Origin of the sequence: Roseburia hominis A2-183 (genome assembly GCF_000225345.1) — a bacterium.
Classification (GTDB): Bacteria; Bacillota; Clostridia; order Lachnospirales; family Lachnospiraceae; genus Roseburia; species Roseburia hominis.
The window spans coordinates 605,929-625,000 of the sequence record NC_015977.1; the positions used below are offsets into that span (position 1 = coordinate 605,929).

The 19,072-nt window shown below is 50.9% G+C and carries 21 protein-coding genes and 1 riboswitch (1 of these 22 cut by a window edge); of the genes, 18 read left to right on the forward strand and 3 right to left on the reverse strand.

The genetic code is table 11. The annotated features are described in order from the left end of the window. Positions 1-8 precede the first annotated feature (8 nt). The 6 genes from RHOM_RS02685 to RHOM_RS02715 all read left to right on the forward strand — a co-directional run bounded on the left by RHOM_RS02685 (position 9) and on the right by RHOM_RS02715 (position 5,990). On the forward strand, positions 9-1,373 hold the full coding sequence (locus RHOM_RS02685) for an MATE family efflux transporter (RefSeq protein ID WP_014078725.1): 1,365 nt from the start codon (positions 9-11) through the stop codon (positions 1,371-1,373). A 94-nt stretch (positions 1,374-1,467) separates the two neighbouring features. Then, positions 1,468-2,058 carry an ECF transporter S component gene (locus RHOM_RS02690; protein ID WP_014078726.1) on the forward strand — a complete coding sequence of 197 codons (591 nt, stop codon included), beginning with the start codon at positions 1,468-1,470 and terminating at the stop codon, positions 2,056-2,058. Positions 2,059-2,751: 693 nt separating this feature from the next. Continuing rightward, on the forward strand, positions 2,752-3,834 hold the full coding sequence (gene mtnA, locus RHOM_RS02700; protein WP_014078727.1) for an S-methyl-5-thioribose-1-phosphate isomerase: 1,083 nt from the start codon (positions 2,752-2,754) through the stop codon (positions 3,832-3,834). A gap of 35 nt (positions 3,835-3,869) precedes the next feature. Then, positions 3,870-4,724, forward strand: a complete 855-nt coding sequence (locus tag RHOM_RS02705; RefSeq protein ID WP_014078728.1) for an Mrp/NBP35 family ATP-binding protein — start codon at positions 3,870-3,872, stop codon at positions 4,722-4,724. Between the two features lie 116 nt (positions 4,725-4,840). Further along, positions 4,841-5,308 carry a LytTR family DNA-binding domain-containing protein gene (locus RHOM_RS02710; RefSeq protein WP_014078729.1) on the forward strand — a complete coding sequence of 156 codons (468 nt, stop codon included), beginning with the start codon at positions 4,841-4,843 and terminating at the stop codon, positions 5,306-5,308. Further along, complete coding sequence (locus RHOM_RS02715) at positions 5,298-5,990, forward strand: LiaF transmembrane domain-containing protein (RefSeq protein ID WP_014078730.1); 693 nt, start codon at positions 5,298-5,300, stop codon at positions 5,988-5,990. The genes RHOM_RS02710 and RHOM_RS02715 overlap by 11 nt, the downstream gene beginning before the upstream one ends. Positions 5,991-6,569: 579 nt before the next feature. Here RHOM_RS02715 and RHOM_RS02720 read toward each other — a convergent pair. Both RHOM_RS02720 and RHOM_RS02725 read right to left on the reverse strand, forming a co-directional pair. Then, positions 6,570-7,976 (reverse strand): uracil-xanthine permease family protein, encoded by a 1,407-nt coding sequence (locus tag RHOM_RS02720; RefSeq protein WP_014078731.1) that lies wholly within the window; start codon positions 7,974-7,976, stop codon positions 6,570-6,572. Positions 7,977-8,058: 82 nt separating this feature from the next. Beyond that, entirely contained in the window at positions 8,059-8,832 is a 774-nt protein-coding gene (locus RHOM_RS02725; protein WP_014078732.1) for a DUF975 family protein, read from the reverse strand. A gap of 422 nt (positions 8,833-9,254) precedes the next feature. Here RHOM_RS02725 and RHOM_RS02730 point away from each other — a divergent pair, with 422 nt between their 5' ends. Beyond that, positions 9,255-9,698: a DUF2752 domain-containing protein gene (locus tag RHOM_RS02730; RefSeq protein WP_014078734.1), complete on the forward strand. Its 444-nt coding sequence runs from the start codon at positions 9,255-9,257 to the stop codon at positions 9,696-9,698. On the opposite strand, the gene RHOM_RS02735 is transcribed toward RHOM_RS02730, so the two are convergent. Continuing rightward, a complete protein-coding gene (locus tag RHOM_RS02735) occupies positions 9,687-10,025 on the reverse strand; it encodes a membrane protein (protein WP_014078735.1) in 339 nt (112 codons plus the stop codon). The genes RHOM_RS02730 and RHOM_RS02735 overlap by 12 nt on opposite strands. A 163-nt stretch (positions 10,026-10,188) precedes the next feature. On the opposite strand from RHOM_RS02735, the gene RHOM_RS02740 reads away from it, so the two are divergent. The 11 genes from RHOM_RS02740 to ispD form a co-directional block, all read left to right on the forward strand. Then, positions 10,189-12,336 carry a Tex family protein gene (locus RHOM_RS02740; RefSeq protein ID WP_014078736.1) on the forward strand — a complete coding sequence of 716 codons (2,148 nt, stop codon included), beginning with the start codon at positions 10,189-10,191 and terminating at the stop codon, positions 12,334-12,336. Positions 12,337-12,396: 60 nt separating this feature from the next. Next, positions 12,397-12,559: riboswitch (FMN riboswitch) on the forward strand. A 186-nt stretch (positions 12,560-12,745) separates the two neighbouring features. Next, positions 12,746-13,372, forward strand: a complete 627-nt coding sequence (locus RHOM_RS02745; RefSeq protein WP_044024595.1) for an ECF transporter S component — start codon at positions 12,746-12,748, stop codon at positions 13,370-13,372. Between the two features lie 85 nt (positions 13,373-13,457). Next, entirely contained in the window at positions 13,458-13,955 is a 498-nt protein-coding gene (locus RHOM_RS02750; RefSeq protein ID WP_014078739.1) for a YcxB family protein, read from the forward strand. Between the two features lie 19 nt (positions 13,956-13,974). Continuing rightward, positions 13,975-14,424, forward strand: coding sequence for a tRNA (adenosine(37)-N6)-threonylcarbamoyltransferase complex ATPase subunit type 1 TsaE (gene tsaE / locus RHOM_RS02755; protein ID WP_014078740.1), 450 nt, complete (start codon positions 13,975-13,977; stop codon positions 14,422-14,424). Continuing rightward, positions 14,421-15,143 carry a tRNA (adenosine(37)-N6)-threonylcarbamoyltransferase complex dimerization subunit type 1 TsaB gene (tsaB, locus tag RHOM_RS02760; protein WP_014078741.1) on the forward strand — a complete coding sequence of 241 codons (723 nt, stop codon included), beginning with the start codon at positions 14,421-14,423 and terminating at the stop codon, positions 15,141-15,143. Before tsaE ends, tsaB begins: the two co-directional genes overlap by 4 nt. Further along, positions 15,140-15,577 (forward strand): ribosomal protein S18-alanine N-acetyltransferase, encoded by a 438-nt coding sequence (gene rimI, locus RHOM_RS02765; protein WP_014078742.1) that lies wholly within the window; start codon positions 15,140-15,142, stop codon positions 15,575-15,577. The genes tsaB and rimI overlap by 4 nt, the downstream gene beginning before the upstream one ends. A gap of 128 nt (positions 15,578-15,705) precedes the next feature. Then, entirely contained in the window at positions 15,706-15,936 is a 231-nt protein-coding gene (locus tag RHOM_RS02770) for a hypothetical protein (RefSeq protein ID WP_014078743.1), read from the forward strand. An 18-nt stretch (positions 15,937-15,954) separates the two neighbouring features. Beyond that, positions 15,955-16,872: a ribonuclease Z gene (locus RHOM_RS02775; RefSeq protein ID WP_014078744.1), complete on the forward strand. Its 918-nt coding sequence runs from the start codon at positions 15,955-15,957 to the stop codon at positions 16,870-16,872. 20 nt (positions 16,873-16,892) lie between these two features. After that, the gene (locus RHOM_RS02780) at positions 16,893-17,477 is read left to right on the forward strand and encodes a DUF6715 family protein (RefSeq protein ID WP_014078745.1); all 585 of its coding nucleotides are present in this window, start codon (positions 16,893-16,895) and stop codon (positions 17,475-17,477) included. Then, on the forward strand, positions 17,467-18,492 hold the full coding sequence (tsaD, locus tag RHOM_RS02785; RefSeq protein WP_014078746.1) for a tRNA (adenosine(37)-N6)-threonylcarbamoyltransferase complex transferase subunit TsaD: 1,026 nt from the start codon (positions 17,467-17,469) through the stop codon (positions 18,490-18,492). The genes RHOM_RS02780 and tsaD overlap by 11 nt, the downstream gene beginning before the upstream one ends. Further along, on the forward strand, positions 18,492-19,072 hold the 5' portion of the coding sequence (gene ispD / locus RHOM_RS02790) for a 2-C-methyl-D-erythritol 4-phosphate cytidylyltransferase (protein ID WP_014078747.1). It continues 124 nt past the right edge of the window; only the first 581 of its 705 coding nucleotides appear in the window; its start codon is at positions 18,492-18,494; the stop codon falls past the right edge of the window. The genes tsaD and ispD overlap by 1 nt, the downstream gene beginning before the upstream one ends.

Here is a 19,072-nt window from a genome sequence, read left to right on the forward strand (position 1 = left end):
GAAAGAACGTGAGACAGACAGTAACAGAAAATCGATTATTCAGTAAAAAAGATTTGCGGAAACTGATTATTCCGCTGATCTTAGAACAGACGCTTGCCATCACCGTGGGAATGGCAGATACGATGATGATTTCTTCTGCGGGAGAAGCGGCAGTTTCCGGCGTGTCGCTGGTAGACATGTTTAACAACTTAATCATCAGTGTGCTGGCGGCGCTTGCGACCGGCGGTGCGGTGGTAACGTCACAGTGTATCGGTGCGGGAAGGAGAGAGGAAGCCTGTCGGTCTGCCAGACAGCTTGTGTTTACAGAGGCGGCGATCACGATCGGTATCAGTGTACTGGTACTTCTTTTTCACAGGCAGATCCTCGGATTATTCTTCGGACAGATTGAGGCGGATGTTATGCAGAATGCGATCATCTATCTCATTATCTCCGTGTTCTCATTTCCGCTTCTCGCAGTGTATGACTCGTGTGCGGCGCTGTACCGTTCGATGGGGAATGCGCAGATCACATTGAAAATATCGCTGCTGATGAATGTCATCAACGTTGTGGGAAATGCAATCGGCGTGTATGTGCTGAAACTGGGAGTAGCGGGAGTCGCCATTCCGTCGTTGGTTTCCCGCGGTGTGGCAGGAGTGGTGCTTTTTACGCTTTTGCATAATCCGGACAATCTGGTCTTTCTCACCAGAGGAAAATTTAAAGTGGACGCAACGATTGTGAAGCGGATTCTTTTTATCGGCATCCCGAGCGGAATTGAAAACGGTATCTTCCAGCTGGGACGTGTGCTTGTGGTCAGCATCATAGCTGCGTTCGGCACCAGCCAGATCGCGGCGAACGGGGTGGCGAACAGTCTGGATTCCATGGGATGTATTGTGGGACAGGCGATGAGCCTTGCGATGATTACTGTGATCGGACGCTGTGTGGGAGCCGGAGAAGAAGGACAGGTGCGCTATTACACCAAAAAGCTGCTGGGAGAGACCTATTTTTATACGGCGGTCATCAACAGCATCATTTTACTTCTGCTGCCGTGGATTTTACAGATCTATGGACTGGGAGAGGAGACGACGCGCCTGTCCTACATTCTGGTCATGATTCATGATGGAATGGCGATCTTCCTGTGGCCGGCGTCGTTTGTGCTGCCGAATATGCTCCGCGCCTGCAACGATGTAAAATACACGATGGTCGTGTCGATTTTTTCCATGATTACCTTCCGTATCGGCTTCAGTTATGTGTTTGGTGTTCACATGGGATGGATGGCAGTCGGGGTGTGGGCTGCCATGGTAATTGACTGGGTGTTCCGTGTACTCTGTTTTGTGGGAAGATATCTGGCGGGAACCTGGCGGAAAAAATGTGGTCTTGTGGCGCCAACCGCTTGATAAATATTTCACATAGTGATATACTGCAAAAGATGCAAAAAGTTCCTGGCAGACAGGAACCATAAACAAAGTATACAGAAAAGAGGAAAAGACTATGACGAAGTCGAAATTTTCTACGAAGTATCTCGTGGAGATGGCGCTTTTGGTTGCCATCATCTTACTCATGGCTTTTACCCCGATTGGTTACATAAAGACAGCAGGTCTTGAGATTACCCTGATTGTCATACCAGTTGCGGTAGGAGCTGTAACATTGGGACCGGCGGCAGGAGCAATCTTAGGCGGTGTGTTCGGTATCACGAGTTTTATCCAGTGTTTTGGAATGAGCGCGTTTGGTACGCTCCTTCTGGGCGTAAACCCGGTATTCACATTTCTGGTATGTGTGCCGACACGTATTCTGGACGGATGGCTGACCGGACTGATCTACAAGGGACTGAAGAAGACGAAAATACCTTCCGCAGGTTCGGTAACGCTTGCCAGCCTTTGCTGTCCGCTGCTGAACACCACATTTTTCATGGGAACACTGGTAACTCTGTTCGCAGGAACAATGCGTGAGCAGTTCGGCATGACGAAAGTGATCCCGTTTATCGCAGCATTTGTCGGCGTGAACGGCGTTGTCGAGGCGATCGTATGTTTCGTTATCGGAACAGCGGTTTCCATGGCACTGAAAAAAGCACTCCGCTACTAGGAACAATAAGTAATATTACGAGAAGAAATACACTTGGGGATTTCATGTGGAAATGCAGCTGGAAATTCGGTTCAAAAAATGTGGATTTCTAACCAGCCGAATGTTTGCATCTTTGATGATCCGTGTCTTTCCAAGTTTGGAGTACTCCGCGGGTCATGTCCGCATCCCGGAAGACAATTTGTAGGACTTTTGTGTGTGTCCCTTATGACACCTCTGAGCAAAACATAACCGCGCGAAGCCGATGTCTGAGTCGGCATCTGCCTTATTTTCAATAGCAGATGCCGGCGAGTTTCGGTTCGCGCGGTTTTATACTGTCTGTGAAGAGGTGCCATTAGGGACACCAGAAAGTCCGCCCATTGTCTCCGGTGTGTCGGACATGCACCCGTCGGATTTTCCAAACGTGGAAGAGACACGGAATCCGATGCAAACATTCAGCAGAAAGAAATGCACACATTTTTCTCCAACGAATTTCCATTTGTATTTCCATCTGAAATCCCACGGTGTGGTCTTCTCATATTATTACTTATCACCCAAACGATCTATGCTTATTGCGGCAATTCCTTTTTTGTCCGCAAAAAAGAACACGAGAAGGCGGGCGTATTCTTGGAAACATCGACAAAAGAGAGTATAATAGTCTGTGATGAATAAGAATAAAGGGGTGAAAGTGTGGGAGAACAGCAGAGCAGGAATATTATGGATTATGACACCGTGCGGCTGGATGATGAGAACAATGCAGTGGTGATCATCGACCAGACGAAGCTGCCGGGAAAAATAGAGATCATTTCGCTTCACACGGCGCAGGAAATCTGGAACGCGATCTATCTGCTTCAGGTGCGCGGAGCACCGGCGATCGGAGTGGCGGCGGCATATGGGATCTATGTGCTGGCAAAACGGATGGATACGGAGGATTACGATATATTTTACCGTGAGTTTGTACGGCAGAAGGAGTATCTGGATTCTTCGCGCCCGACAGCCGTGAACTTAAGCTGGGCGTTAAACCGGATGCAGCGTGTTGTGGAGGCACACAGTGGGGAGACTGTAGCGCAGATCAAGGAGGCACTGCACCGGGAGTCTGTGGCGATCCAGGAGGAAGATATCTGGGTGTGCCGGATGATCGGAGAGCATGGTCTGACTCTGGTAAAGCCGGGGGATGGCATTCTGACGCACTGCAATGCAGGACAGCTCGCCACGAGTAAATATGGCACCGCGACGGCGCCGATCTATCTGGGAGAGGAACGAGGCTATCATTTTCATGTATTTGCAGATGAGACCAGACCTCTATTGCAGGGCGCCAGACTGACAGCATTTGAACTTCAGTCTTCCGGTGTGGATGTCACACTGATCTGTGACAATATGTCGGCGACAGTCATGAAGAACGGCTGGGTCAATGCGGTATTTGTCGGGTGTGACCGTGTGGCTGCGAACGGAGATGCGGCGAATAAGATCGGTACGTCCGTAGTGGCGGCTGTGGCAAAATATTACGGTGTGCCGGTGTATATCTGCGCGCCGACGTCAACGATCGACTTAAATACGCCGACCGGAGCCGGGATTACGATCGAGCAGCGTCCGGCGGAGGAAGTCACGGAAATGTGGTACAAGGAGCGCATGGCACCGGAGGGCGTCAAGGTCTTCAACCCGGCATTTGATGTGACGGATCATGAGCTGATTGCAGGCATCGTTACCGAATACGGTGTGGCGAGAGCGCCTTACACGGAGTCGCTGGTGGCGATTTTTGCAGAAAAGGAAAAGCGTGCCAGAGAGAAAAAAGAAGCCTGATAGAGAAGATGTAAGCGATTTAAGGAGGAAAGAATATGCCAGAGAACAGTAATTGCAGCGGAGCGTCCAGCTGCTCAAAGGAGAGCTGCGAGGGATGTCCGAGCAACGCGAAGAATAAAGCAGGCGGCGGAATTGCCAAGGAGCCGATGAATGCGGCATCCAACGTTAAGAAAGTGATCGGTGTTGTCAGCGGAAAAGGCGGCGTCGGCAAATCATTTGTCACAGCATCACTCGCTGCAGCGATGAACCGCGCCGGATACAAGGTAGGCATCATGGACGCGGATATTACCGGTCCGTCGATTCCTAAGATGTTCGGAATTCATGGACAGGTATACGGAACGGACGACGGAATGGTTCCGATGGAGACGGAGAACGGCATCAAGATCATGTCGATCAACCTGCTGTTGGATGACGAGGAGGCACCTGTCATCTGGAGAGGTCCGGTGATTGCCGGCGTGGTAAAACAGTTCTGGAACGAGACAGTCTGGGGAGACGTGGACTATCTGTTCGTGGATATGCCGCCTGGAACCGGCGATGTACCGCTTACGGTGTTCCAGTCGCTTCCGGTAGACGGAATCGTGATTGTGACGTCCCCGCAGGAACTCGTGCAGATGATTGTGAAAAAGGCGTACAACATGGCGGAGATGATGCATGTGCCGGTGCTCGGTCTGGTGGAGAATTTCAGCTACCTGAAGTGTCCGGACTGCGGAAAAGAGATTAAGCTGTTTGGCGAGAGTCATATCGACGATGTCGCAAAAGAGCTCGGGATCCCGGTATTCGGAAAGCTTCCGCTTGATCCGGCGTTTGCGGAGCAGGCAGACAAGGGAGCGTTTGCAACGATGGAGAACGCTTATCTGGATGCGGGCGTAGAGAAGTTAAAGACACTTTAATGTGACAGGAACGGGAAAGTGTTACCACTTACCCGGAGAAAATAACCTCTTGGTGTAAAACTGTTTACACCGGGAGGTTCTTTTTTTATACTGGAACCATCAAAGGAGTTACAGAGATGAAAATAAAAATTGAGATTGACGAGAGCGCCGCGGAGGATGAAGTGATTATCCGCTGCCGCGGTCTGACGAAACAGGTCGCTGCCGTGCAGCGCGCCGTGCGGGATGTCACCAACGCTTCCGAGAAGATCCTGCTTTATAAAGGGAACACGGAATACTATGTGACATTGTCCAAGATCCTGTTTTTCGAGACAGACGAGAACGGGATCAGCGCACACACCCGGGATGAGATGTATCAGACCCGGTACAAACTATACGAGCTGGAAGATATGCTTCCGGGCGTTTTTATGAGAGTATCCAAATCCACGATCTTAAACACGGATCAGATTTACTCTATTGACCGCAATCTGACGGCGTCAAGTGTGGTGGCGTTTTTAAACACGCACAAGAAGGTCTATGTATCGCGGTATTACTATAAACCGTTGACTCAAAAATTAGAAGAAAAGAGGTTGCATCATGAAAAGTAGCAAAGTATTCTGGGGAATCTTTTTTATCCTCGCAGCAGTGTATGTCGTTATAAGCAAGTTTGGAATTCTGCCGGATATCGGCGTGTTCAGCATTATTCTGACCGTATTTTTCCTCTGGCTTTTTGTCGAGGGAATCCGCAATGTGAATTTCTGGGAGATTCTGTTCTCGATTGCGTTTATCTGTATCATCTATGATAAGCCGCTTGGAATTACAGCACTCACGCCGTGGACGGTGCTCGGCGCGGCATTCCTTGGGAGCATCGGTCTGTCATTGATCTTTGGCGGGAAAAAGCGGAAATGGAAGACGGTGACCGGCAATGTGGGAACATCCAGCAGTGAACAGTATACCGGCGAAGAGATCCGGTGCGAGAACAGCTTCGGTTCCGCAATCCGCTACATCAACTCCGACAACTTCAGACGCGCCGCCATCGAAAATAATTTCGGATCGCTTTCGGTGTACTTCGACAATGCGATCGTGCAGGAAGGCTCTGCAAATGTGAGCGTGGAGAATAATTTCGGGGAGACTAACCTTTACATCCCGAAAGAATGGAAGATTCAGAATAATCTGGACCGTTCGTTCGGCGCCATCCGTGAAACCGGCAGCAGCATCGGAACGAGCAGCACGGTGCTGTATCTGAATGGCTCCGCGAACTTCGGAGAGATTCATCTGCACTACATCTGATAAATACCGCGGAAAGCGGAAGCGGTGGGGATCGCGGGCATCATGTAAAAAGGTTTACAACGTTTCAGAGTGCAACCGGAGACGGTCCATTCTTTGGAGCAAAATCCTTGTATTTCTTCCGCAGCGCGTTTGACATCGGATTCTGTGTCTTGGCCACGTTTTGACAATCCGCGGGATGTGTTCGTCACGCCGCAGACAATGAGCGGACTTCCTGGTGCCCCTAGCGGCACCGCTTCACAGACAATATAAAACCGCGCGAACCGAAACTCGCTGGCATCTGCTATTGAAAATAGGGCAGATGCCAACTCAGACATCGGCTTCGCGCGGTTATGTTTTGTTCAGCGGTGTCGACAAGGGGCACACACGAAAGTCCTTAAATTGTCTGCGGAGTGCGGACACATTTCGCGGAGTGCTCAAAACTTGGAAAGACACGGATCATCGTGGATGTCAAACGCGGTGCGGATTAGAAATACCGGATTATGCGATCAGAATGACCGCCGCCGGTTGCATCCTGAAACGTTAGAAAACGTTTTTATGATCCGGCTTCGATCCCTGCCGCATCCACTTTCTGCGGCATTTTTATTCCTCTGTATCCGTGTAGCTGGTATCTTCGTGAAGATTCGGCTTCATGTCAATACCGCGGTTCGCGTCACCTGTGATGTCTTTTCCGAAGTGATAGTCGTTGCCCGGCAGGATGGCATTTAAGAAAATACCTGCGATCGCTGCGACTGCCAGCGCGGTGAGTGTGACGGAGGTTCCGGCGATCGTAAAGGTAAGACCGTCGGAGAAACCAAGACCGCACACGAAGATCACGCCTGCGATGATCAGATTGCGTGACTGCGTAAAATCCACATGATTTTCCACAACATTGCGGACGCCGATGGCGGAGATCATACCGTAGAGCATGAAGCTGACACCGCCGATGATAGCGGACGGCATGGAACCGATCACAGCAGCCATCTTCGGAATAAAGCTTAAGATGATGGCGTAGCAGGCTGCGATGCGGATGACCTTTGGATCGTATACCTTGCTCAGCTCGAGCACGCCGGTATTTTCGCCGTAGGTGGTGTTTGCGGGACCTCCGACGAGAGCGGACAGGGAAGTGGCGAGTCCGTCACCGATCAGGGTGCGGTGAAGTCCTGGATCTTCGATAAAATTCTGATCAACCGTCGCGGAGATGGCAGAAATATCGCCAATGTGTTCCATCATGGTTGCGAGTGCGATCGGAGCCATGACCAAAATGGCGGACAGATTGAATTTGCAGAGGGAAAATGCCGGTACGCCGACCCAGGAAGCGTTTGCGATGTCGGTAAAAGAAAGAATGGCGGAGCCGTCTGCGTTTGTCATGCCCATGGCGTTGAAGATCAATGCGGCAATATAAGAAATAATGATGCCCATCAGAATCGGGATGATCTTAAACATTCCCCTGCCCCAGATATTGAAAATAATGATCGTAACCAGAGCGATGAGGGCGAGAAGCCAGTTGGTGGAAGCGTTGTTGATGGCAGAACCGGCAAGGCTCAGTCCGATGCAGATGATGATCGGACCGGTTACGACCGGCGGAAGAAAACGCATGACCTTCTTGACACCGACAAGCTTGATAATCAGCGCGAGAATCAGATATAAAAGACCCGCGACAACAATTCCACCGCAGGCATAGGAAAGTTTGTCAGCGTTGGACATGTCGGCGAATACACCGGAATCCATGTTTGCAATCGTGGCAAAACCGCCGAGGAAGGCAAAGGAAGAACCGAGAAACGCCGGAACCTTGAATTTGGAACATAGATGGAAAAATAAAGTTCCGATACCGGCACAGATCAATGTAACCTGTACATGTAGAACATCTTCGCCGAAGTAGCTGTTGACAAGAATTGGTACAAGAATGGTTGCGCCGAACATGGCAAACATATGCTGCAGGCCAAGAATCAGCATTTTTGGTACGCCAAGTACGCTGGCGTCGCGGATTGCTCCGTCTTTTTCGTTCATAGTAAACTCCTCCTGATGTAAAATGATTGGTAGTTGCGTATATACAAATGGCAAATCAGAACTTCTGATTTGCCATAAGATATCAAAAAATAGATCCGGTGAAACGTCTTGCCTCCTGATCGTAATCACGGACGGGAATCTGGTCCAGTTCGCCGGTACCGTCGAGATAGAAAGTGAGCAGCGTCTGCGTCATATAAGGACTGATCCAGAGAGCCGCAATGCCAAAAGAGCAGATGGCAAGCGCGCCCCAGCCGAGAAAGCTGAATAAAATGTAAAGCAGCTTCCTGCGTCGTCCGCGCATAAATTTACGGCAGGTGCGAAAAGCATCCCGCACGCTTAAATGCGGATGGTCTAAAAGAAAGAAGAAAACCATGCGGTAGGTAAGCAACACACAGAAAGTAAAAATCAGACCGAGGATGCTTCCGGCAGCAAGCAGGGCACCGGAGAGACCGGAGACACCGGTTTTATAAAAATAAAGAACACCGGCAATGGCAGGAATACCTGCGATCACCAGAAATACATCGAAGAGAACGGCAGCGAGAAAGAAGCGCTCTGCGCCATTGCGAAACGGTGTAAAAACATCACGGATGCGGTATGTCTGACCGCGCGTCATATTCATATGAACCAGCATAACGCCGGTCTCTAGCATCTGGGCGATCAGAAGAATTAAAATATCTGCAATCGTGCTGATGATAAGCTGCGGAGTGCCGGGATAATCGCCGAGCGTCATGGAGAACGGAATCTCGATGAGCGTCGGAATTAAGGAGGCAGTCAGAAATGCTGCCATCGGTACGGAATAACGGTTATTTAAAATGTCGCGTGAAATACGTTTTAATTCGCTGGATGATCTTGACATGTGTAGACTCCTGTGGATGTGATATTTGTGTATGTTCTGGTGAAAGTTTTGCTTTCGCGAACATTATATTCCTATAGTTACGCAGTGCCTGTGGGTTTGAAAATGCAAGGCATTTTCAAACTCACGGGCATTCGCCCTATCATCCATGAATGTTACAAAATATTGTCTGCAAGCAGCCGGATTTTGTAACATTCATGGATGGCACTGCTCATTGCTTTCGCGAACATTATTTCCCTGTATCTGCGCAGATTTTTGCGCATCCGAAGTTCCGCAGGAACTTCTAATATGAACTCGCCAGAGTTCATTATAGCATGGAAGACCGTGATATGCTACTGGCAGTTAAAGAGATTTGGAATCCAGAAACGTGCGCGTGCTTTACAACCGAAAATGCGGCGGTTATAATAGCAGGGAGTAAGATAGGAATGGAGATCGGAATGTTTCAGACGGATAGACGGGTAGACCGGGATTTTTATATTATGGGCTGGTGCGCGGCGGGAATTTTCGCGGCGCTGTTTTTGTTTGTCAGAGTAACAGGAATTCCGGTCTGGAAATTTTTGCTGCCCTGCCCGTTTCATGCGCTGACCGGAGCGTACTGCCCCGGGTGCGGCGGGACAAGAGCCGTCAGGGCGCTGCTTGCCGGCAAATGGCTGCGCTCCTTTGTGCTGCACCCGTTTGTGCCGTATGCGGCGCTGCTTAGCGGCTGGTTTATGATCAGCCAGACCATTGAACGCGTGAGCGGAAGCCGGATACGGATTGCCCTGCGCTTTCGTGATGTCTATATATGGATCGCCCTGCTTTTGATCGTGGTCAACTGCCTGGTCAAAAATCTTGCCCTGTTTGTGTGGCATGTGGATTTACTGGCCTAGGGAATTCATCAGTGTATCAAAATCGATGCCGAGCGTGCCGTATACCTGACGCGCCATATTTTCCACGCCGCCATAATATAATTCGGCAATCGCAAATGTGTAAATAATCATGGCGAGGACAATGCCCAGGGCAATGGCGCCAAGGATCAGAGCAATTTTCGCGCGGGAGGTCAGCGTGCGCTCGCCGCCCCGGGATAAAAGTGCAAAAACGATGGCAAGAGATCCGCAGATCAGTGCCGGATAGACCAGACAAAAAGTAGCTGCCCCGATCACGCCGAGAAGCAGAGCGGCATTTTCCATTCGCTGGGAACGTCGTTTGTTGTTCATGATAATCAGACCTTTCCCGATATGCCGGTATTGCCAGTATATCGCAGGATAACTTTGTCTATTGTAACATGGGAAAGCCAAAAAGACAATGAGGAAGGCACTTGAGATTACAGCGGATTTTCGGTATACTGGGAGCAGACTCGGTAAAATTTGGAGGACAGATATGGATATTATTGCAAAAATTTCTGAGGAACTGGGAATTAAGCGCCATCAGACAGAGGCAGCAGTCAAGCTGATCGATGAAGGCAATACCATTCCTTTTATTGCGCGTTACCGGAAGGAGGCGACCGGCGCATTAAACGATGAGGTGCTTCGTAACCTGTCGGAGCGCCTTACCTATTTAAGAGGACTGGAGGAGCGCAAGGAGACGGTGTTCGCCAGCATTGAGGAGCAGGGGAAGCTGACGGACGAACTGAAAGCGCAGATCCTTTCGGCGGAGACGATGGTTCTGCTGGAGGATTTATACCGCCCGTACAAGCCGAAGCGCAGAACGCGCGCCACGATCGCCAAGGAAAAGGGACTGGAACCGCTTGCCGGTGTGATTACACTGCAGATGATAAAAACGCCGCTCATAGAAGAGGAGGCAAAATACGTGGATGCCGAAAAGGGAGTTACAACCGCCGAGGAGGCGATTGCGGGAGCGTCGGATATTATTGCGGAGTCCATCTCTGACGAGGCGGATTACCGTACGCACATCCGTGACCTCACGGTGAAAAAAGGCCGGATGACCTCTACTGCCAAAGACCCGGAGACGGAGTCCGTCTATGAGATGTATTACGATTTTGACGAGCCGGTGGCAAAGCTTGCCGGACACCGGATTCTGGCGGTGAACCGCGGAGAAAAAGAAAAATTCCTCACCGTGAAGATCGAAGCGCCGCAGGAGGACATTCTGCGCTATCTGGAGAAAAAGGTGATTGTCCGGGACAACCCGCAGACGAATGAGGTGCTGCGCGATGTGGTGAGAGACGCCTATGACCGTCTGATTGCACCGGCGATCGAGCGTGAGATCCGGAGTAACCTGACCGAGCGTGCGGAGGACGGCGCCATCCGTGTATTCGGAAAGAACTTAGAGCAGCTGCTGATGCAGCCGCCGATTGCCGGACAGGTGGTGCTCGGATGGGACCCGGCGTTTCGGACAGGCTGTAAGCTTGCTGTGGTAGATCCGACCGGAAAAGTGCTTGATACGACGGTGATTTATCCGACGGCTCCGCAGAATAAAGTGGCGGAGGCAAAAGCGGTATTAAAGAAATTGATTGCCAAATATCACATTACCCTGATTTCCCTTGGAAACGGAACGGCATCGCGGGAATCCGAACAGATCATTGTGGACCTGTTAAAGGAACTTCCGGTAAAAGTACAGTACATTATTGTCAATGAGGCGGGCGCGTCAGTCTATTCTGCCAGCAAGCTTGCCACGGAGGAATTCCCGAATTTTGACGTGGGACAGCGAAGCGCAGCGTCCATGGCGCGCCGTCTGCAGGATCCGTTGGCGGAGCTTGTTAAAATCGATCCGAAGTCCATCGGTGTGGGACAGTATCAGCATGACATGAACCAGAAAAAGCTGGGCGAAGCACTTGGCGGCGTGGTCGAGGATTGCGTGAACAAAGTCGGCGTGGATTTGAACACTGCATCGGCATCGCTTCTGGAATACGTCTCCGGCATCAGCAAGACGCTGGCAAAAAATATTGTAACCTACCGCGAGGAAAACGGCAGATTTGTATCCCGTGCAGGACTTTTGAAGGTGCCGAAGCTGGGACCGAAGGCGTATGAACAGTGCGCAGGATTCCTGCGGATCGGTGACGGAAAGAATCCGCTCGATGCGACCGGTGTGCACCCGGAGAGCTATGATGCCACGAAGAAGCTTCTGAAGCGGCTGGATTATACGTTATCTGACGTAAAAGAGCGGAAGGTAGAGGGCATTTCCAAAAAGATCCATGACTACAAAAAACTCTCGGAAGAACTGGGTGTGGGAGAGATGACGCTGCAGGACATCGTCAAGGAGCTGGAGAAGCCGGCGAGAGACCCGAGAGAGGACATGCCAAAGCCGATTCTGCGCAGCGATGTGCTTGAGATCAAAGACCTGACGCCGGGGATGATTCTGAAAGGAACCGTGCGCAACGTCATTGATTTTGGCGCGTTTGTCGATATTGGTGTTCATCAGGACGGACTGGTGCATATTTCACAGATGAGCGACAAGTTTATCAAGCACCCGCTCGAAGTTGTCAGCGTCGGGGATATTGTGGAAGTGAAAGTATTAAGCGTTGATCCGAAAAAGCAGCGCATCCAGCTGACGATGAAGCTGAACGGATAGAGAAAAAGGGTTGACAGTATGCCCATATGGGCATACAATATAGAAGCAAAATAAATATTAGGAATTCTTCGGGGCAGGGTGATATGAGTTCACAGAGATGGAAGCATAGATTCCCGACCGACGGTGATTCTGGCAGACGCCAGATCAGTCCGTGAGCTGCAGTTGCAGTTGAGCCGGTGTGAATCCGGGACCGACAGTATAGTCTGGATGAGAGAAGAGAAGCATGTTAGGAGGACCTGCGGCAGCAGGGTCTTAAGAATGCAATTTAACGCCCCGGATGTAGAGATCATCCGGGGCTTTTTGTGTGGCGGGAATAAGCGCTGTTCCGCTGCCGGAATGCAATCCGTTGAAAGACGGCTGACACGCGAGAATACCTCGAATTCCTGCAGAGAAAAGGAGACGAGTCATTATGGACACAAACAGTACAATCACAGGTAGGACAACAATAAACAGTATTTCGAGCGTTCGCTACATGAGCGTCACGGCAATGCTTTCCGCAGTAGCATTTATTTTAATGTTCCTGGATTTTTCCGTTCCGTTTATGCCGGCTTTCATCAAGATGGATCTCTCAGAGCTCCCGGCACTGATCGGTGCATTTTCCATGGGACCGGTATGCGGCATTCTGATCTGTCTGATCAAGAATGTGCTTCATCTGTTTATTACAACAACCGGCGGCGTCGGTGAGCTTTCCAACTTCCTTCTGGGCGTAGCATTCGTACTTCCGGCAGGATTGATTTACCGCCACAAAAAGAGCCGCAGAAGCGCATTGATTGGATCCCTGTTCGGTGCGGTGATCATGGGTGTATTTTCCGTGGTATCCAACTACTTCCTGGTATATCCGGTATACTACAACTTTATGCCGGAAGAAGCTGTGCTCGGCGCTTATCAGGTGATCGTACCATCCATGAAGAGCATTCTGCAGTGCCTGGTGTGCTTCAATATGCCGTTTACCATCGTGAAGGGACTGTTTTCCGTGGTAATCACATTCTTGGTATACAAACACATTTCGCCGATTCTGAAAGGAGCGAACCGCTAGAAAAGGGGCTGTCTTAGACGACAGCCCCTTTTCTTTTGGAATGAAAAATGCTATACTAGCTTAGATATAGACAGGAGGAAATGTTATGCCGCTAAAGTTTGATATTACATTGACAGCAGAAGATATGTACCGGTTTAATATGTACCAGACCTACTCCGGATTTCACGGGTGGTTTTCCATTGCGTTTTCCATCCTGATTTTTGTGGTGGCAGGAGTGACCCGCGGGAAGATCGAGGCGGCATACACCGCATTATATATTGTATTTGGCATCGTATTTCTGGTCTATCCTCCGGTGAGCCTGTACCTAAGGTCGAAGCGCACACTGGCAATGTCCGAGGTGCTGCGGGGAACGCTGCACTATGAGGTGGACGAGGAGGGGCTGCACGTATCGCAGAAGGAAGAGAGTGCGCTGCTTCCGTGGGAGCAGATCTATAAAATGGTCGCGACGAAGCACAACGTTCTGGTGTACAGCAGCAGGATCAATGCCTATGTCATTCCGAGAGCACAGCTGGGGGAAAGCTACGCGGCACTGCAGACACAGGCTGCGGCACATCTGCCGGCGTACCGTTTGAAGATGAAGTAGAGAATGGGGATTTTAAAATATGACAGAAAAGATCTATGAAACATATTCGCCGGAAGAGACGCACGCGCTTGGAAAACGCCTGGGCGCGGAGGCAAAGCCCGGCGACGTCTATACGCTGGTGGGAGATCTGGGCGTCGGAAAGACAGTCTTCACACAGGGAATTGCGGAAGGACTTGGCATCACGGAGCCAGTCTCCAGCCCGACCTTTACAATCGTGCAGGTATATGAGGAGGGCAGGATGCCGTTTTATCATTTCGACGTTTACCGCATCGGGGACATCGAGGAGATGGATGAGATCGGCTACGAGGATTATTTCTACGGGGATGGTCTGTGCATGATCGAGTGGGCGAATCTGATCGAAGAGATTTTGCCGGAGCGGCGCAGCGAAGTTACTATAGAAAAAGATCTGGAAATGGGATTTGATTATCGCAGAATTACCATAAGAGAGCATCAGGAGGACAGAAAATGAAAATATTAGGATTGGACAGTTCCGGTCTGGTGGCGAGCGTTGCAATCGCGGAGGATGACAACCTTCTGGGAGAATATACCGTAAACTATAAAAAGACACATTCACAGACCCTTCTTCCCATGCTGGATGAGGTGGCGCGCATGATCGAACTGGATCTTTCGAGTATCGATGCAATCGCGGTTGCAGGCGGACCGGGCTCATTTACGGGACTTCGGATTGGTTCGGCGACGGCAAAAGGTCTGGGACTCGCGTTGGAGAAGCCGATCCTCAATGTGCCGACGGTGGACGCACTTGCATACAATCTGGTGGGACACCGGGATATGGTATGCCCGCTTATGGACGCAAGAAGAAATCAGACCTATACCGGTTTGTACCGTTTTGATGGAAACGACATGCAGGTGCTGCGCGGAGAGTGTGCCGTGGGAATCGATGAGATTGCGGCGGACATCAACAGCAGAGGTGAGGCGGTCGTATTTTTGGGAGACGGTGTACCGGTTTTTAAGGCATATCTGGAGGAGCAGCTTACGGTGCCGCATTCCTATGCGCCCGCACATCTGAACAAGCAGCGGGCCGGCGCGGTTGCTGTGCTTGGCATGCAGTATTACAGAGAGGGAAAAACGGAGAGCGCGGCGGAACACCGCCCGGAATATCTCCGGCTGTCCCAGGCGGAAAGAGAGCGCAAGGAGCAGGAAGCCGCAAAAGGAAAGGAAAACGTATGAGTATTATCCGGAGCATGACAGCGGAAGATGCGGCGAAGGTGGCGTCTCTGGAGGCGGAGATTTTTTCGCAGCCGTGGAGTGAGAATGCTTTTTTGGATTCGCTTTGTCTGCCCGACACGATCTTTCTGGTGGCAGAGGAATCGGGTGTCATACAGGGGTACATCGGAATGTATCTTGCGGCCGATGAGGGTGAGATCACAAATGTGGCTGTGAATCCTGCGTGCCGCAGGCGTGGAATCGGGGAAGGGCTGCTCACAGAGATGAAAAAACGTGCCGCAGACCACAAGATTGCCCGCATTGTCCTTGAAGTGCGCGTGTCAAATGAGGGGGCGATCCGTTTGTACGAGAAGCAGGGATTTTCCTCGGTGGGTATCCGCCGGGGGTTTTATGAATTCCCGAGAGAAGATGCCAGAATTATGGTCTGTGCCCTGTAATTCCCTGTGGGATTGCACGGCGGCTCAATGATATAATGAATCCTGACGGATTCATATTAGAAGTTCCTAAGGAATTTCGGATGCGCAGAAAGCGGCGCGAAACAGACGATAGAATGGAGAATATATCAATGAGCAGACGAAACGGAGTGATTTATTGTAACCGATGTGGCAGCCCGATCTGTACGGAAGGGGAAGCAGGAAAAAGTTCCTTTCTTACTATTTGTAAAGAGTGGGGCTATTTTTCCGAACGAAAAGACGGTACGGTGCACAGGATGGATCTGTGCGAATCGTGTTATGACGCCTGGGTGCGGACGTTTGCCATCGCGCCGGAGGTGGAACAAAAGACAGAACTGATATAGCGATAAAGGAGTTTATTCATGTTAGATGTATGCCTATTGGGAACAGGAGGAATGATGCCGCTGCCCCGCCGTTTTCTGACGGCGGCTATGCTGCGTTACAACGGCAGCAGTCTGCTGATTGATTGCGGCGAGGGAACACAGGTGGCGATCAAGGAAAAGGGACTGACGTTTAAGCCCATTGATGTCATCTGTTTTACCCATTACCACGGAGATCACATCGGCGGACTGCCGGGACTGCTTCTCACCATGGGAAATGCGGACAGAACCGAGCCACTGACCATGATCGGTCCGCGGGGGCTGGAACGGGTGGTGAACGCGCTCCGGGTGATTGCTCCGGAACTTCCGTTTGAAATACGTTTTATTGAGATTACGGAACCGGAAATGCGGCTGGAACTCAATGGATACTGTATACATGCATTTCGTGTCAATCATAATGTTACCTGTTACGGTTATTCGGTCGAAATAAAACGTGCAGGGAAGTTTGACGTGGAGAGAGCGCGTGCGGCGGCAATTCCGCAGAAATACTGGAGCCGTCTGCAGAAGGGAGAGATCCTGTCCGGGGAAGACGGAACGGTCTATACGCCGGAGATGGTGCTCGGACCAGCCAGACGCGGCATCAAGATGACGTACTGCACGGACACCAGACCGACAGAATCAATCGTGGCGGCGGCGGAGGGATCGGACCTTTTTATCTGCGAGGGAATGTATGCGGAGCCGGAGAAGCTTGTCAAGGCGAAGCAGTACAAACACATGACATTCTATGAGGCGGCAGACATGGCGAAGAGAGCCGGCGTCAGGGAAATGTGGCTGACCCACTATTCTCCATCCCTGGTGCATGCAGAGAACTATCTGCCCCAGGTGCGAGAGATTTTCCCGGATGCGTTTTTGGGAAAAGACGGGAAAAGCGTGGAATTGATGTTTGAGGATGAGAACTAAAGAAAAGGGAGGTTGTCATAATGAAGAAGAGTGGCGTGATTAAGGCAGTGATAACAATACTGATCATTTTACTGATCGTGGGAGCGTATTACTTTTTTACGACACAGAGACGGACATCGGTGGAAGATACAGTGGAGTTGACAGAGATACAAAAGCTTATCACAAAGAATCTGGATGCCAACTATCCGGCAACTCCGCGTGAGGTTGTGAAGTATTACAACCGTATTCTGGAGTGCTTCTATGATGATACCTATACGGACGATGAACTGGAGTCGCTGGCGGATCAGGCGAGAAAGCTGCTGGACGACGAACTGTTGGAGAACAATCCGCGGGATCAGTATCTTTCCGACCTGAAAGCGGATATTGAAGATTACCACAACAAATCAAAAACGATTCGCAGCAGCAATGTCTGCGACAGCAATGATGTGGTGTATCAGACGGTGGACGGGAGAGAGTGCGCTTATGTGACGGCGTCTTATTTTATGAATGAGAACAACAGCTTCGACCGTACCAACGAAATGTATGTTTTGAGAAAAGATGACGATGGAGACTGGAAGATTCTGGTATTCTATCAGGTGGAGGGAGATTCTTCCGATGAACAGTAATGAGATAAAAATATTGGCGATTGAAAGCTCGTGCGATGAGACGGCAGCAGCGGTTGTCGTGAATGGAAGGGATGTCAGATCAAATGTGATATCCTCCCAGATTGCATTGCATACCTTGTATGGCGGCGTCGTTCCGGAGATTGCCTCGCGCAAACACATTGAAAAAATCAATCAGGTGATTGGACAGGCACTTTCGGATGCGGGGATGACGCTGGATGATATGGATGCGATCGGTGTCACCTACGGCCCGGGGCTTGTTGGAGCACTGCTTGTCGGAGTGGCGGAGGCAAAAGCCATCAGCTATGCCAAAAAGCTGCCACTGGTGGGTGTGCATCATATCGAGGGGCACATCAGCGCCAATTACATAGAGAACAAAGATCTGGAGCCGCCTTTTCTATGCCTGGTGGTGTCCGGCGGACATACACATCTTGTCAAGGTGCTTGATTATGGAAAATACGAGATCCTTGGAAAAACGAGGGACGACGCGGCGGGAGAGGCTTTTGACAAAGTGGCGCGTGCCATTGGACTCGGCTATCCGGGTGGACCGAAGATTGAAAAAGTGGCGCATGAGGGGAATCCGCATGCGGTAGAGTTCCCGCACGCCAAAATCGTGGACGGCCCGTATGACTTCAGCTTCAGCGGCTTGAAGTCTGCGGTGCTCAACTATTTAAACGGTTGTAAAATGAAGAACATTCCGATCGTACAGGCGGATATTGCGGCGTCCTTCCAGAAAGCGGTGACGGACGTGCTGATCGGAAATGCCATGAAAGCGATTGATGAATTCGGAATGGACAAATTTGCGATTGCGGGTGGAGTTGCGTCCAACGGCACCCTGCGTGAGGGAATGCGTGCGGCGTGCGAGAAGAAGGGCGTGGCATTTTATCATCCGTCGCCGATTTTCTGCACCGATAATGCGGCGATGATCGGTGTGGCGGCATATTATGATTTCATGCGCGGTCAGAGGGACGGACTGGATCTGAATGCGGTCCCGAATCTGAAGCTGGGGGAGCGATAGTGGAAAAAATAACAGCAGTGGTACTTGCAGCCGGGGCGGGAAAACGGATGCACAGTGATGTGCACAAGCAGTATATGATGCTTGCCGGCCGCCCGGTGCTTTTTTATGCGCTGCAGGCGTTTGCAGAGAGCGCGGTAACCGACATTGTCGTCGTAGTGGGGGCAGGAGAGATCGATTACTGCAGAAAAGAGATTGTTGAAAAATATCATATCCAAAAGGTCTGTGCGGTCGTGGAAGGCGGACGGGAACGCTACCATTCTGTGTATGAAGGGCTTAAGGCGGCGGACGGGAGCGATTACGTGCTGATCCATGACGGGGCGAGACCGCTTGTTACCGCCGATATCATCAGCCGGTCCATAGCGTGCGTCAGAGAGGGGGATTCCTGCGTGGTGGGAATGCCAGTAAAGGACACGATCAAAGTGGTCGGGGCGGATGGCTTTGCAAAAGAGACGCCCGAGCGGAGCAGCCTGTGGCAGGTTCAGACCCCGCAGACATTTCCCTACGGACGGATCCGGAAGGCGTATGAGAAGGTGATGGCACAGGGAGATTCTGCCGTCACAGATGATGCGATGATGCTGGA